Source organism: Comamonas testosteroni (assembly GCF_014076415.1).
Classification (GTDB): domain Bacteria; phylum Pseudomonadota; class Gammaproteobacteria; order Burkholderiales; family Burkholderiaceae_C; genus Comamonas; species Comamonas testosteroni_F.
Map to the genome: position 1 here is coordinate 5714502 of NZ_CP043568.1, position 13604 is coordinate 5728105.

Below are 13604 nucleotides of genomic sequence, written 5' to 3' on the forward strand. Positions count from 1 at the left end.
CGACACAAAAAAATCCGGGACCAGCCCGGATTTCATGTTTCGGCCTTGCCGCCTCAGAAGCGGTAGCCGATGGCCAGGTTAAACACATCGGGATTGAGCCTGACGCTGATGCTCTGGCCCGAAGACAGATGGATCTTGGTCTTCAGAAAGCTCTTGGCGTAGGACGCATCCACGAACCAGCGTTCGTTGAACTGGTAGACAAAGCCCAGTTGCGCCAGGGCACCAAACTTGTCATCCAACTTGGCGGTGGTCGGATTCGCCTGGGTGCCCCCTGTCAGGCCGTTGAGCGTGGCCGTGGTCTTCTCGCCATAGAAATGGGCATAGGTCACGCCCAGGCCCACATAGGGACGAAATGGAGCATTGGCTTCATTGAAGCGGTACTGCAACATCAAGGTCGCGGGAACGGCCTTGGTGCTACCCAGCTTGCCCACGCCGGCAATCGAGCCGGCTCCCGACAGGTCATGCTTGAAGGGCGTTGCCAGCGGCACGTCCAGCGCCAGATTGTCGGTCACCATATAGGTGATTCCGCCGCCCAGCTGGGTGTTGCTGCCGGCGTCGACCTTGGTGTTGGGAAACGATGGCGCCGACAGATTGCCGCTGCTCACATCGGGCGCCAGATGGGTCACGCCCACACGCGCCATCCAGCTTCCGGCCGATTGGGCGCTGGCCAGACCGCAGGCCGCCAGCGCAGCAGCGGCTGCAATGATCCGCACAGAAATTTTCATGGTTTTGTCTCCTTGTTATTGAGGTGCGGACGGATTTACAGCCAGCCCTTCTGGGCCAGAGAGCGGGAAACCAGCTGGCTCATTTGCTGATGGCCGTAAGGCGTGGGATGGAAACTGTCGGCAAAGACATGGTGCTGCCACCAGTCAGGGCTGGATTTGCCGGGTGTGGCACTCAAGGCCGCTGCCGTGCAGGTGGGGAAGGTATAGGTGGGCAGGCCGCTTTGGTCCACGCCGGTGATCGGGCAGACCGGGTCCTTCACGTTGTCGAAGTCGTACTGAGCCGGGTTGCTGATCTGGCTCTTGAACTCGGTGTAGAAATCGACCACGACCACCTGGGACTGGCCTGCCAGACTGGCTGCCAGCTGGTTGTTGAAGACCTGTACCAGGGCATCGAATGACGCTTCCTGCTTGGCGGCCGCAGCAGCCCCCTGATCCCCGCCGCCTGCGGCCTGGGCAATGCTGGCCAGGACCATCTGGAAGCGCGGTGTCTTGGTGATGGCGGGAACATTCAGCACGGCCACACGCGTGGCGCCCTTGGCGACCACATTCTGCGCAATGGAGCCGGCCAGAGTCTTGGCCAGGGTCTGCAGATAGGCACCCGCCGCCAGGCCGGCAAACTTGGAGGCATCGCCTCCGGCCTGGGTCATCAGGGCCGTGGACGTGCCCGGAGCCTTGGAATCCAGCCAGGCCACCATGGCGTTCAGCGGCTGCGAATTGCCCTTGGCCGCGGCAATCAGCGCCCCGATCACGTCGGCTGCATCGTTGGCGCCGCCATCGATGACGACGAGATCATCAGCAGTGAAACCGGCCTTGGATGCGGCCTGGATCTGAACCAGAACCGACTTGGGCGATGTCGGCGCATCCAGCGGGTTCACGCGGCCACCACCGACTGCGTAGTTGGTGCAGGTGGCGACTTCCTGATAAGTCGTGAGATTCTCGTCACCGGCACGAAAGTGTGCGCACAGGCTCTGGCTGAACTGGTCGGCAATGCGCTCAGGCCAGATCATGGTCGAGCCGGCACCGGTGGGCGCCGAGCCCTGTACCGTGAACTTGAAGCCGAAGGTGCCGCTGTCCGAGAGGCTGTCGCCCATGACCTTGACCGAGGTGACCTTGGCCTTGGGGGTGGTATCGGCGCCGCCTCCGCCACCGCAGGCCGCCAACAGGCCCACCGTTGCCATTGCAGCCGCCAAGAGTTTGAGTTTGCTTGCCAAGATGATGTTCTCCTGAGGTGTTGTGAATCGCACGGTCGTGCTTTTTTCCTCAGCGTCATCCTAGCGACACTCATCCCCGCGTTGTTATCGGGCAATTACCGATGGTCGGACAAAAATCCAACGCCCAATAACCTGATCAGCAGGCTGTCACGCAACAAAAAACCGGACCAGGGTCCGGTTTGTCGAGGCTGGCAGAGAACTGGGATTGAGCGGCGATTGAGCAGGGATAGAGCGTCCGCCCTCCTGGCGACTACTGGGCCGCCGTCCAGTCCACCAGAGCATCCCAGGCCGTGCGCGCCGCGGCCGCATTGGCATGGTTGGCCATGGCCACCAGCACATAGCGCTGGCCGCTGGCACCGTCGACATAGCCGGCCAGCGCCGCCGAGTCGCGCAGGCTGCCGGTCTTGAGGTGGGCCGCGCCCGCAAAGCGGCTCTTGCTGCGGCGCAGCGTGCCGTCCACGCCGACGATGGGCATGGAGGAGACGAACTCCGGCATCACGGGCGAGACCCAGGCGTTCTGCAGCATCTGCCCCAGTCCGCTGGCCGTGATGCTGGCATTGCGGCTCAGGCCTGCGCCGTTGTCCACCACAGGCTGCTCGGCATTGCCCCAGCGCGCGGCCCACCACTGGGCCAGCGACTGCCTGGCGGAGTCGAAGCTGGCCACGCCGGTGCGCTGCATGCCCAGGGTGAGCAGCACATGCTGGGCCATGATGTTGTTGCTGTATTTGTTGATGTCGCGCACCACTTCGGACAGTGCCGGAGACTCCAGCTGGAATGCCGGCTGCAGGCCCTGGGGCACGCTGCCGTCGCGCACGGCGCCGGTGAGCTTGCCGCCCAGCTCACGCCACATGCCTTCTATGGCCTTGGCTGCAAAGCGCTCGGGCTGCGCCGGTGCGATGGACCAGCTCTTGTCGCCGCAGCTTGCCGGATAGCTGCCATTGAAGGCGATGCGCTGCGGATTGTTCATGTCCAGCTGCATCTTGCTGCGCCAGTCGCCGCAATCAGAAGTAGGAGCAGCCAGCGCAACTGTCTGCTGGTTTTCCATACCGAACATCGGTGGATCGTATTGAATACGAGCGACACCAGCTCCTGTATCAGGAGCAATATTCAGCGCCACGGCCTTGTAGTTGATCAGCAGCGCATCGGGCGAGGCGTTGTAGGGCCGCCAGGGCTCGTTGTCGAAGACCGCCGCATCATGCGCGGGCAGCTGAAAGGCACTGCGGTCCAGCACGATATCGCCCACGATGACCTTGATGCCCATGCCTTGCAGGCGGCGCAGCATCAGCCACAGGCGCTCCAGCACCAGCTTGGGGTCGCCCTGGCCCTGGATGTAGAGGTTGCCGCGCAGGGCGCCATCGACCACCGGGCCGCCCAGGTAGACGGGCGTGCGCCAGACATAGGCCGGACCCAGCTGGTCGAGCGCCGCATAGGTGGTGACCAGCTTCATGACCGAGGCCGGATTCATGGCCTGGTGCGTGCGCCAGGCCAGGCTCGGTGGCGATCTGCCATCCACATTCATCACCAGCAGCGATACGGCCTCGCGCGGAATCTTGGCGCGTTGCAGCGCCGCGTCCACGGCGGCGGGAATGCGGGTGTCGGCAGGCAGGGACTGCGCCAGCGCGGGCTGGGCCAGCAGCGCCAGCAACGATGCGCCCAGCGCACTCAGGGTCTTGCGAAGAAAGAAGGGGGTCTGCAGCATGGGGCCAGAGTCTACGCCGGGCTTCGCCCATGCCGGGCATTGGCAGCGCCCGCGGCAAGCTGGCGGCGGGCGTCCGATAATGCAGGGCTACGCTGCCCTCTTCTGCAGCCCAGTGCAGTCCAGTGCAGCCCTTATTGCGCTCCAGCCCGCCCGCGGCTGACGCCCCGCCGAACATGAATCTTCTCGCCATCGACACCAGTACCGATACCTTGTTTGTTGCCGTCCAGCGTGGCGATGCCATCTGGCAGCACAGCGGGCCGGGTGCGCAGCAGTCGTCGGCCCAGTTGCTGCCAGCCATCCGCCAGCTCATGAAGGAGGCAGGGCTGAGCTTTGCGCAGCTGGACGCCATTGCCTTCGGGCGCGGTCCCGGCTCCTTCACGGGCCTGCGCACGGCCTGCGCCATCACCCAGGGTCTGGCGTTTGCCGCCAAGGTTCCCGTGCTGCCCGTGGACTCGCTGCTCACCGTGGCCGAAGAGGCCCGTCATCTGCATGACTGCACCGAGGTCGAGGCCGTGCTCGATGCGCGCATGCACGAGGTCTATCACGCCGCGTTCCGCTATGTGGACGGCCAGTGGATCGAGCCCGAGGACTTCGGCCTGTGCGCCCCCGAGGCGCTGCAGGCCGCAGCCGGCCATGCCGTGGCGGGCAATGCCCAGCCCGTCTACCCCGAGCTGCTGGCACCCGCCGCCCGCCATGTGCACGCCATGCCCACGGCCACGGCCATGCTGCGCCTGGCACCGGCACTGTTGGCAAAAGGCTGCGCGGTGCCGGCCGAAGAGGCGCTGCCGCGCTATATCCGCGATAAAGTGGCAAAAACCACGGCCGAACGCGAAGCCGAGAAGGCCGCCGCTGCCACTGCCTCCGACGCCGCCTCCCGATAAGCACCTCATGACCTTGCCCAGCAGCTCCACACTCGCCACCGACGCCAGCACCCAGGATGCGGCATCCCTGGTGCATTTCGAGCCGCTGTCCGCGCTCTGGCTGGACACCCTGCTCCCAATCGAGGAGCAGGCCTATGTCCATCCATGGACGCGCGGCAACTTCCAGGATGCCATGGTGGCCGGCTACCAGATACAGCTGCTGGTCGATGCCGATCACCAGTTGCTGGGCTACTTTGTCGCCATGCAGGCGCTGGACGAGGTGCATCTGCTCAATATCACCGTCAACCCGGCATGCCAGCGCCAGGGCTGGGCGCGCGTGCTGCTCGATGCGCTGGCGCTGTGGTCGCGCCAGCAGAATGCCCAATGGATCTGGCTGGAAGTGCGCGAAAGCAATGCCCGCGCCCGCGAGGTCTATCTCAGGCACGGCTTTGCCGAAGTCGGCCTGCGCAAGAACTACTACCCCAACCCCAACGGCCCGCGCGAACATGCGGTGCTCATGAGTCTGAAACTATGGCCCTGAACCTGGACGCCCGCCAGCGGGCCATGCTGGAAGCCATGGGCATCACCGTCTGGTTGCCCGAGCCCGTGGAACCCGTGGCAGTGGCTGCTGTCACTGCAGTCGCCGCCGCACCGTCACCGGTCGTCGAGCCCCTGCCCGTCGCGGCACCGGCAATGCGCGTGGCGTCGCCCGCCCCCGTGAGCCCACCCGTGGTGCAGGCCGCCGCGCCCGCAGCCGAGGCAGCACCGGCCCAGCCGACCAGACCTGCCAGTCCGCCGCCCCAGAATCTGTCCGGCCACCGGGCGCACGAACCGCGTCAGTTTGTGCAGCAACCCGCCGCAGGCCCGGCAGGCGAGCCCGGCCTGGGCTGGACCATCAGTCCCGCCCAGCTGGTCTACCCCCATGCGCCTCAGCATGTGCACAGCGCCGGGCAAGGCGGCTGGCTGATCCTGCTGGAGCCTGCCGCCAACCCGCCCCTGCTGAGCCCGGCGCAAAGGCCTGCGGCCGACTGCGCCCAGACGGCTCTGCAGGGCGATGCCGCCAGGCTGCTGGACAATATGCTGCGCGCCCTCGGACTGCAGGAAAAACCGCGCGTCTTCAGCGCTGCGCTGCACCGCGCGCCGCCCGATGCCGATCTCAGCCATGCCCAGGCACTGCAACCCGCGCTGGAAACGCTGCTGCGCGAGCTGCGCCCCGACTGCGTGCTGGTCCTGGGCCTGGCCAGTGCACGCGCCGTGCTGGGCCGTCATGATGCGCTGGGACGGCTGCGGGCCGAACCGCACCACATAGCGGGCGTGCCCACGGTGGTGACCTACGACCCCAACTATCTGCTGCGTGCGCCGCAGGCCAAGGCCGGAGCCTGGGCCGACCTGGTGCAGGCCGACGCGTTTACCAAGGGGCTGTGACAGGCGGGCGACAAGCCCCGCTTACCCACTCTCCCAACTATGACGCACGCGACATGCTGCAGTGCAACGTAGCATAATCACTCGCTTCGAATTATTGAAAGACATCCGTGGAAACCTACCCTAGTTGGTAGCTTTCAGCTCCCGGTGAAGACTGTGGGGGTTGAAAGCGCCCTGATCCCTGCAGAACCTCAAGAACAACCGGGAGTGAGCTGATGCTCAACATCTTTACGCTAGCCAATGGTCGACTCGTTCAGGAAGAAATCGAGTCCCTGGCAGACCTTGAACGCTTTCGCCCCGTCTGGGTCGACCTGGAATCGCCAACCCTCGAAGAAAAGCGCTGGATCAAGCAGCACTACGAGCTGTCCATCCCCGAAGATGCGATGGACGACGATATCGAGGAGTCGGCGCGTTTTTACGAAGAAGACAATGGCGAGCTGCATATCCGCAGCGACTTTCTGATCGACGACGACGAAGACCCCCGCTCGGTGCGCGTGGCCTTCATCGTCAACCAGCACAACGCAGCGCTGCGCAGCCATGGCGTGCTGTTCTCCATCCATGACGAGGATGTGCCTGTCTTTCGCCTGCTGCGCATGCGGGCGCGCCGTGCGCCCGGCTTGATCGACGATGCCAAGGATGTGCTGCTCAAGCTGTTTGACGCCGACGCCGAATACTCGGCCGATACGCTGGAGCGCATTTACGACGACCTGGAAAAAGCCAGCAAGATGGTGCTGTCCGGCGATGTGACCGACGAGATGGCCAAGGAAGTGCTGGGCGCGATCGCCCGCCAGGAAGACTTGAACGGCCGCATCCGCCGCAACGTCATGGACACGCGCCGCGCCGTGAGCTTTCTGATGCGCTCCAAGATGCTCAATGCCGAGCAGTTCGAGGAGGCGCGCCAGATCCTGCGCGACATCGAGTCGCTGGACAGTCACACCGCCTTTCTGTTCGACAAGATCAACTTCCTGATGGACGCCACGGTCGGCTTCATCAACATCAATCAGAACAAGATCATCAAGATCTTCTCGGTGGCCAGCGTGGCCTTGCTGCCGCCCACGCTGATTGCCAGCGTCTACGGCATGAACTTCAAGTTCATGCCCGAGCTGGAATGGGAATTCGGCTACGGCTACGTGGTCGCCCTGATGATTCTCAGCGCCGTCGGCCCCATGCTGTACTTCCGCAAACGCGGCTGGTTGAAATAGCCCCCTGTGGCGCTACGCGCCTTTCCGTTGCACGGCGCCCCACAAGGGGGACGACACATTTGCTGGGGCAGCCTTTGCTGGGGCAGCCCTTGCTGGGGCAGCCCTTGCTCGGTGTCTACTCAGATGCGCCGCACCAGGTTCAAGGCGTTTCCCGTCAAAAAAGGAGCTGTTTACGCCTGACTGACGGTCATCTCAGACTCCAAAGATGCTGAAACCCATAAAAAATGAGCGCCAGGCGCTCCTTTTTTGCAAGCGCATCACGATGACTGCGCTTCGGCGCTGCGCTCGCGCACCCAGAGCACGATGCCGCACAGCATCACGATCACCTGCGTGCCTATCAGCGCAGCAAAGCCCGCGAAGAATCCCGCACCCACGCCGCCGCGGGCCGACAGCGCGCCTATCACCGCACCCATGATGGCCGGCATGAAGCCCGCGACCAGGCTGCCCGCGCCGTTGACCACGCCATAGGCACTGGCCACATGCTCGGGCCGCGCGCAATGCTGCACGGTGCTCGGAATGGCCGGGCTCATCAGCCCCCAGCAGAAGTTGGCGGCAATCAGGCAATAGGCTGCCGCATAGCGGTCTTCCATATGGATGGCCAGCCACACGGCAATCGCCACGCCGAGGCTGCCGAAGACAAAGATCAGCGGCACCTGCCGGCGCGCGATGCGGTCGATGATCATGCCGCCGACGAAGACCGCCGCCACGCTCGCGTATTGCGGCAGCGAAGCCAGCCAGCCCATCTCGCGCATGGAAAAGCCGCGCGACTCCTTGAGATAGGCGGGCAGCCAGTTGCTGCTGCCCCAGAGATAGGACAGAAAAGCCGCCGTGAGAATGGTGATCAGCCACAGATAGCGCGTATGCATGGCACCGCGCACGATCTGGCCGACCTGGCCCACGGCCTCGCCCAGCGACTGGGGCTTGGGCATGCCGGTGTCCACCTTGGGCATGCGCACAAAGGCCCAGACCAGCGGAACGCCCAGCAGCACGTTGATCAGGCCCAGCACATGGAAGGAGGTTTCCCAGTTGTGGCCCACGACCAGGTAGCCGACGAAGGGATAGCCCACCGCCAGGCCCAGTCCGGTGCCCATATTGACCAGGGAGTTGGGTTTGCCGTTCTCGCGGCTCTCGAAATGCGCCTTGATGTAGCTGCCGGCCAGCGAGAACAGCGGCCCCTCGGACACACCCAGCAGAATGCGCGATGCCAGCAGCAGCCCGTAGCTGTTCATGGCCGGCGACAGAAAGGTCACCACACCCCATAGCAGCAAACCGGCAAACAGGCTGCGGCGCACGCCGAACAGCGCCGCACAGAACGGCGTGAGCACAAAGGACGAAACACCGTAGCCGACCATGAAGGCCGTGGCCAGCAGGCCCTGACGCGTTCGGTCGTCGGGCGTGAGGCCGATATGCGACAGAAAGTCGTGATCGGTGATGAGGACCGAGATATTGATCCGATCCACGTAGGAAATGGCGACGATCACGAACAGCGTGACCACGCCCCACCAGCGCAACGAGCGTGAGTCTTTCATGAGAGGAGTCCGGCTAGCGTTGAGAGAGAAAAAAGCCGGGACCGGCACCCGCCGGCCCCGCCAGGGCGCACGTCCTGGCGGGCGCGCGGTACGGCAGCCCTGCTGCTGCCGAAACCCCGTGGCCGGCCCATGCCGGCCCTGCGGGGCAGGATCAGAAGAAGTGGCGGATGCCCAGTTCCAGGCCGTTCGCGTTGCCGCCCGGCGTGGTGCCTGGAGCGCTCAGCCCCTGCACGCCGATGGACTTCGCCGCCGAGCCCTTGTTCTTCAGGAAGGCATAAGTGCCGTAGACCTGGGTGCGCTTGGAGAGGTTGTAGCCATAGCCCACGCTGATCTTGTTCCAGTCCGCATTGCTGCCGGACAGGTTGTAGTGGCCGAAGGAGGCTCGGGCCTCGCCATTGCCCACGGGAGCGGTCACGCCCAATTGCACGGCCGTGATCTTGGTGCCGCCGCGCTTTTCCGAGGCCCACAACAGCATGGGCTTGGCGACCCCGAAGTCGTAGGACAGGCCTACATTGTTCGCCGTCAGATTGGTGTCGCTGGTGTTGCCATAGAGGCGGCCCGTGGCCAGCGCGCCGTTGAAAGCGCCCTGGCGATAACCCAGGCGCAGGCCACGGTAGTCACCCTCGCGCTTGTTGGGGGCGCCGCTGGGCTGCTCGCCGAATGCCAGCTGAGCCTGGCCGTAGAAGCCACCCAGGTTCTGGGGCAGGAAATAGCTCACTGCATTGCTGATCTGTATGGGCGCACCGCCGGTCGAGGGAACGCCCGGAATACCCAGCATGGTGAAGGCACCGGTGCCGCCCACGCCGTTGGTCAGGAAGGGATCGAAGATCAGCGTGTTCAGAAAGGTCGCCGAATCATCGCGCCCCAGGCGCACCTCGCCCCAGTCTCCCATCAGGCTGACTGTGGAGCGACGGTTGAAGCTCAGACCGCCGCCCGAGGCCTTGCCGGCGCCGCTGTCCACATCCAGGCCGGCCTCCAGCCAGAATCCCGCCTTCAGGCCCCCGCCCAGATCCTCTGTGCCTCGAAAGCCCAGGCGGCTGATGTTGGCACCGCCTGTGGAAAGGCCGGTCTTGGAGGCTCCAGAGCCGCCCAGATGGGCAACGCCGACGTCGACGACTCCGAAAAGCTCGACCTTGGACTGCGCAAAAGCCGCGCCGGGCAAAGACGCCAGGCAGGCTAGCGCCACGCCGAGGGCCGGCGTATGGATGGATTTCATGGTTTGTCTCCTCTAGGGGTGGTGGTTTGTCTTCAGTTGCTAGCCCAGGGCCTTGCTCGTCAATCCAGCAAGGTCCAACTCAGGGACACCGATGAGGGCGCGGGCCTGCCGCGCAGCCCCGCGCCGAGGGTGCCGTCCCCCTCTCCCGCAAAGCAGATATAGAGAGGGAGAAAGCGCGAAGCGACTCAGGGGGCGTCATATGTCCAGGACCAGGCGCTCGCTCTTGCAGCCGGAGACGCAGACCATCATGACCTTGTTGGCGGCGCGCTCCTTGGGGCTGAGCACCGAGTCGCGGTGGTCGGGCACCCCTTCGAGCACGCGGGTCTCGCAGGAGCCGCAGACGCCTTCGCAGCAGCTGTGGTCCACATCGATACCAGCGTCCAGCAACGTGTCCAGCAAGGACTTGTCGGGCGTGATCTCGATGAAGCGGCCGCTGCGCTTGAGCTCCACCGTGTAGTTGCTGCGCGCATCGGACGATGCCTTGACCTCCACCGGCGTGAAGCGCTCGATGTGGGCGTTGGCGTGACCGAGCTCGGCGCAGAACTTCTCGAAGGCGTCGAGCATGGGCGTCGGACCGCAGGAGTAGTGGTGCAGGCCCGCATCGGGTGCGCGCTGCGCCAGCAATGCCCGCAGATCGGGCGGGCCGCCCGCTTCCGCATCGAAATGCAGCTGCAGCGGCATGCCCAATGCCTGCAGTTCCTCCAGAAAGGCCGCGCTCTTGCGCTCGCGCGCAAAGTACAGCATCTCGAACGAATGCCCCAGGCTCTTCAAGCGGCGTGCCATGCACAGCATGGGCGTGATACCGATGCCGCCGGCCACCAGCACCGAATGCGTCGCCGTCTCGTCGAGCGCGAAGTGGTTGCGCGGCTCGGAGATGGTGATGGGCATGCCCACGCGCAGCGACTCGTGCACGCAGCGCGAGCCACCGCGGCTGGCGCGGTCACGCAGCACACCGACCACGTAGCGGTGGCGCTCGCTGCTGTCGTTGGACAGGGAATAGCTGCGCACCAGCCCGTTGGGCAGGTGCAGATCGATGTGCGAGCCGGCCGTGAAAGCCGGAAACTCGCCGCCATCGACCGGGCGCAGCTCCACGCTGATGGTGTCCTGGGCCTCGAAGCGCAGCGTGTGCACAAAGGCCTGCAAGCTGTTGCTCATGATGCGATGCCTTCGTCAATCTGTTCCTGGGCCTGGCGGCGCAGGTGACGGCGCAGGCGCACCAGGCCGATGTCGTGCTGGTAGAGGTTCTCGCGCTCGTTGGCGTCGGCTTCCATCTGCTCCATCATGATGCGGTCCTGCTCCAGCACGGCCCAGTGGCGCGCCTCGAGGCGGTTGCGGTAGAGGAAGCGCCAGGTGTCGCGCATCCAGCCCTGCACCTTGCGCGCACGCCAGAAGAACACTGCGCACAGATCGGCGCTGATGGGCGTGACGCAGGCGACGATGGCGAAGTTGCCGCCGGGGCCGCCGGTCTTGGGATAGGGAATCTCCAGGCGCATCCACTGCACGCCGGTTTCGCCGTATTCGGTCCAGTCGAAGTTCACGCCGCGCTGGCCGACCTTCTCGAACACAAAGCCGTGATCGGTGTCACGCACCTGGAAGCTGGCCTTGCTGTCGCCCTCGGCCATGGAGTGCGACTGCTTGTGCAGGAAGGTTCCGTGCATGGGATCCATGACGTTGTCCAGTGCATAGCGGTAGTCGCTGCGCCACTCGGCATAGCACAGGAAGTTCGAGTACTCGGCAGAGCTCAGCTCCTCGGGCAGGCTGAACTCGGGAGCCTCGTCCACATGCTTGTCGCTGTTGTAGAGAAAGATTGCGCCATGCATCTCGCGCACATGGAAGGCCAGCGCTGCGCGCGAGCCTTCGAGCTTGCAGCCGGGGCTGCCGGGCACCTTGGTCACCGTGCCGTCGCAGCGCACTTCCACGCCGTGGTAGGGGCAGGCCAGGCGGTCGCCCAGGATCACGCCCTGGGACAGCGGCGCGCCGCGGTGCGGGCAGTGGTCTTCCAGTGCATGGACCTGGCCGGCGGCATCGCGCCACAGCGCGATCTTGCGGCCGAAGCGGCGCAAGGAGACGGGCTCGGTCTTGACGAAATCCGAAGGGCAGACTGCATACCAGAGGTTCTTCAGACCCGTGTTGAGCAGACGGTCCACCGGATCGATGGTGATGGTTTGTACGTTCATGGAGTACTCCTGTCCTGTTCTGTCTCAATAGCCCAGACGTGCCATCAGGGCCTGGAAGCTGTCTTCGGTCCAGGGCTCGCCGTTCTCGCCGGCGGGGCCGCTGCGGTTGATGTAGGCCACCAGTTCGGGCAGCGTCTGCACGCCCTCGCCAAAGGCACGCTCAATGGAGTCGCCCAGCAGGTCCTCAAACAGGGTGGAGGCGCGCTCGCGCGCCTGATGCGGCTCGAGATATCGATCAGCGGCCATGGTTCTCTCCTTCGAAAACTGTCTTGAATCGTGGTTCGGTTTCATTGCCCGGAGCGCAGCGCGTCAAACTGCCACAGCCCGACCCCAGTGACACCGAGGAAGGGTCCGGGTCAGCTGCACCGCGCCACACCGAGGGTGTCGTCCCCCTTGGGGGCGCCGTGCAACGGGAAGGCGCGAAGCGACTCAGGGGGTAGGTCATTCAATCAGCCCGGATATCCAGGTCCTTGATCAGCTTGCCGAAGCGGTTGTAGTCGGCAGCGTTGGTCTTTTCCAGACGTGCCGGCTCGCCGCCTGCAGGCAAAGCGCCGAAGGCCGCCATCTTGCTGACCACATCGGGCATCTTCAGAATTTCATTGAGATGGGTGTTCAGCAGCTTGACGGTCTCGGGCTTCATGCCCTTGGGACCGAACAGGCCTTGCCAGGCCGACACTTCCACGTCCTTGACGCCCTGCTCGGCCAGCGTGGGCACATTCGGTGCCAGCGGACTGCGCTGTGCATCGGCCACGGCCAGCACATTGACCTTGCCGCCTGCGTAGGGCGCGATGGGGCCCCAGGTCATGAAGGTCGTGGGCACATGGCCGCCGATCAGGTCGTTGACTGCGGGCGCCACGCCCTTGTAGGGAATGTGGGACAGCTTGGTGCCTGCGGCCTTGTTGAACATCTCGCCCAGGATGTGCATGGGCGAGCCGCTGCCGGGGCTGGCATAGGTCAGGCCGTCGCGCTTGCCCTGGCTCGCCAGGGTCTTGATGTCCTTGATGCCCGAGCCCTGGCTGGCGGCCACGAACATGGGCTGCACGCTGGTCTGCACGATGGGCGTGAAGCCGCCGAGCACGTCGTAGCTCGAACCCGCATTGGTCTTGAGCACGAACTGGGCGATGGCAAAGGTATTGGGTGCCAGCAGCAAGGTGTAGCCGTCGGGCGCGGCCTTGGCCACATGCACGGTGCCGATGGTGCCGCTGGCACCGGGCCGGTTGTCCACCACCACGGGCTGGCCCAGTCGCTGGCCCAGCTTCTCGGCATACAGGCGTGCCATGGCATCGGTATCGCCGCCGGCCGGATAGGCCACGACGATGGTGATGGGCTTGCTCGGATAGGCTTGCGCCAGCGCGGAACCGGACATCTGGGCTGCAGCCAGCAATGCAGCAGCGATAACTACCTGGCGACGAATGTTTTTCATGAAATAGCCCGTGGGGTTGTGGTTAAGCCTCTAGCCAGCCAGAGGATCTGGAGAATTCGCTCACATCAGAGACACCGAGCAAGGGCCTGAGCCGGCCGCACCGCCCCGCAGCGAGGGTGTTGTCCCCCTCCCGCGAAGCG

General features: G+C 64.8%; 13 protein-coding genes. 4 read left to right on the forward strand and 9 right to left on the reverse strand.

From position 1 onward, the window contains the following. Positions 1-53 precede the first annotated feature (53 nt). The 3 genes from F0P97_RS26325 to dacB all read right to left on the reverse strand — a co-directional run bounded on the left by F0P97_RS26325 (position 54) and on the right by dacB (position 3635). Entirely contained in the window at positions 54-725 is a 672-nt protein-coding gene (locus F0P97_RS26325; protein ID WP_182284963.1) for an OmpW/AlkL family protein, read from the reverse strand. A gap of 35 nt (positions 726-760) precedes the next feature. Continuing rightward, entirely contained in the window at positions 761-1936 is a 1176-nt protein-coding gene (locus F0P97_RS26330; protein WP_232538072.1) for an SGNH/GDSL hydrolase family protein, read from the reverse strand. A gap of 250 nt (positions 1937-2186) precedes the next feature. Then, positions 2187-3635, reverse strand: coding sequence for a D-alanyl-D-alanine carboxypeptidase/D-alanyl-D-alanine-endopeptidase (dacB, locus tag F0P97_RS26335; RefSeq protein WP_182284964.1), 1449 nt, complete (start codon positions 3633-3635; stop codon positions 2187-2189). Between the two features lie 173 nt (positions 3636-3808). On the opposite strand from dacB, the gene tsaB reads away from it, so the two are divergent. The 4 genes from tsaB (at position 3809) to corA (ending at position 7119) form a co-directional block, all read left to right on the forward strand. Continuing rightward, complete coding sequence (gene tsaB / locus F0P97_RS26340) at positions 3809-4516, forward strand: tRNA (adenosine(37)-N6)-threonylcarbamoyltransferase complex dimerization subunit type 1 TsaB (RefSeq protein ID WP_182284965.1); 708 nt, start codon at positions 3809-3811, stop codon at positions 4514-4516. A gap of 7 nt (positions 4517-4523) precedes the next feature. Beyond that, positions 4524-5036 (forward strand): ribosomal protein S18-alanine N-acetyltransferase, encoded by a 513-nt coding sequence (gene rimI / locus F0P97_RS26345; RefSeq protein WP_003060455.1) that lies wholly within the window; start codon positions 4524-4526, stop codon positions 5034-5036. Beyond that, positions 5027-5920, forward strand: coding sequence for a uracil-DNA glycosylase family protein (locus F0P97_RS26350; RefSeq protein WP_182284966.1), 894 nt, complete (start codon positions 5027-5029; stop codon positions 5918-5920). Before rimI ends, F0P97_RS26350 begins: the two co-directional genes overlap by 10 nt. 212 nt (positions 5921-6132) lie before the next feature. Then, complete coding sequence (corA, locus tag F0P97_RS26355; RefSeq protein WP_034350790.1) at positions 6133-7119, forward strand: magnesium/cobalt transporter CorA; 987 nt, start codon at positions 6133-6135, stop codon at positions 7117-7119. 257 nt (positions 7120-7376) lie between these two features. Here corA and F0P97_RS26360 read toward each other — a convergent pair whose 3' ends face one another. The 6 genes from F0P97_RS26360 to F0P97_RS26385 form a co-directional block, all read right to left on the reverse strand. Beyond that, positions 7377-8648, reverse strand: a complete 1272-nt coding sequence (locus F0P97_RS26360; RefSeq protein ID WP_182284967.1) for an MFS transporter — start codon at positions 8646-8648, stop codon at positions 7377-7379. Between the two features lie 151 nt (positions 8649-8799). Then, positions 8800-9864, reverse strand: a complete 1065-nt coding sequence (locus F0P97_RS26365; protein ID WP_182284968.1) for a porin — start codon at positions 9862-9864, stop codon at positions 8800-8802. A 195-nt stretch (positions 9865-10059) separates the two neighbouring features. Next, positions 10060-11019, reverse strand: a complete 960-nt coding sequence (locus tag F0P97_RS26370) for a PDR/VanB family oxidoreductase (protein ID WP_182284969.1) — start codon at positions 11017-11019, stop codon at positions 10060-10062. After that, complete coding sequence (locus tag F0P97_RS26375) at positions 11016-12041, reverse strand: aromatic ring-hydroxylating oxygenase subunit alpha (protein WP_182284970.1); 1026 nt, start codon at positions 12039-12041, stop codon at positions 11016-11018. Before F0P97_RS26375 ends, F0P97_RS26370 begins: the two co-directional genes overlap by 4 nt. Positions 12042-12065: 24 nt before the next feature. Beyond that, positions 12066-12287, reverse strand: coding sequence for a recombinase-like helix-turn-helix domain-containing protein (locus F0P97_RS26380; protein ID WP_003060438.1), 222 nt, complete (start codon positions 12285-12287; stop codon positions 12066-12068). A gap of 199 nt (positions 12288-12486) precedes the next feature. Continuing rightward, entirely contained in the window at positions 12487-13464 is a 978-nt protein-coding gene (locus F0P97_RS26385; RefSeq protein ID WP_019044147.1) for a Bug family tripartite tricarboxylate transporter substrate binding protein, read from the reverse strand. Positions 13465-13604: the final 140 nt, after the last annotated feature.

Excerpts from the sequence above, each read along its gene's own strand:
- dacB (WP_182284964.1), bottom strand. The coding sequence starts at position 3,635 with ATGCTGCAGACCCCCTTCTTTCTTCGCAAGACCCTGAGTGCGCTGGGC.
- tsaB (WP_182284965.1), top strand. The coding sequence starts at position 3,809 with ATGAATCTTCTCGCCATCGACACCAGTACCGATACCTTGTTTGTTGCC.
- F0P97_RS26370 (WP_182284969.1), bottom strand. The coding sequence starts at position 11,019 with ATGAGCAACAGCTTGCAGGCCTTTGTGCACACGCTGCGCTTCGAGGCC.
- F0P97_RS26325 (WP_182284963.1), bottom strand. The coding sequence starts at position 725 with ATGAAAATTTCTGTGCGGATCATTGCAGCCGCTGCTGCGCTGGCGGCC.
- rimI (WP_003060455.1), top strand. The coding sequence starts at position 4,524 with ATGACCTTGCCCAGCAGCTCCACACTCGCCACCGACGCCAGCACCCAG.
- F0P97_RS26365 (WP_182284968.1), bottom strand. The coding sequence starts at position 9,864 with ATGAAATCCATCCATACGCCGGCCCTCGGCGTGGCGCTAGCCTGCCTG.
- F0P97_RS26350 (WP_182284966.1), top strand. The coding sequence starts at position 5,027 with ATGGCCCTGAACCTGGACGCCCGCCAGCGGGCCATGCTGGAAGCCATG.
- F0P97_RS26375 (WP_182284970.1), bottom strand. The coding sequence starts at position 12,041 with ATGAACGTACAAACCATCACCATCGATCCGGTGGACCGTCTGCTCAAC.
- F0P97_RS26380 (WP_003060438.1), bottom strand. The coding sequence starts at position 12,287 with ATGGCCGCTGATCGATATCTCGAGCCGCATCAGGCGCGCGAGCGCGCC.
- F0P97_RS26360 (WP_182284967.1), bottom strand. The coding sequence starts at position 8,648 with ATGAAAGACTCACGCTCGTTGCGCTGGTGGGGCGTGGTCACGCTGTTC.
- corA (WP_034350790.1), top strand. The coding sequence starts at position 6,133 with ATGCTCAACATCTTTACGCTAGCCAATGGTCGACTCGTTCAGGAAGAA.
- F0P97_RS26385 (WP_019044147.1), bottom strand. The coding sequence starts at position 13,464 with ATGAAAAACATTCGTCGCCAGGTAGTTATCGCTGCTGCATTGCTGGCT.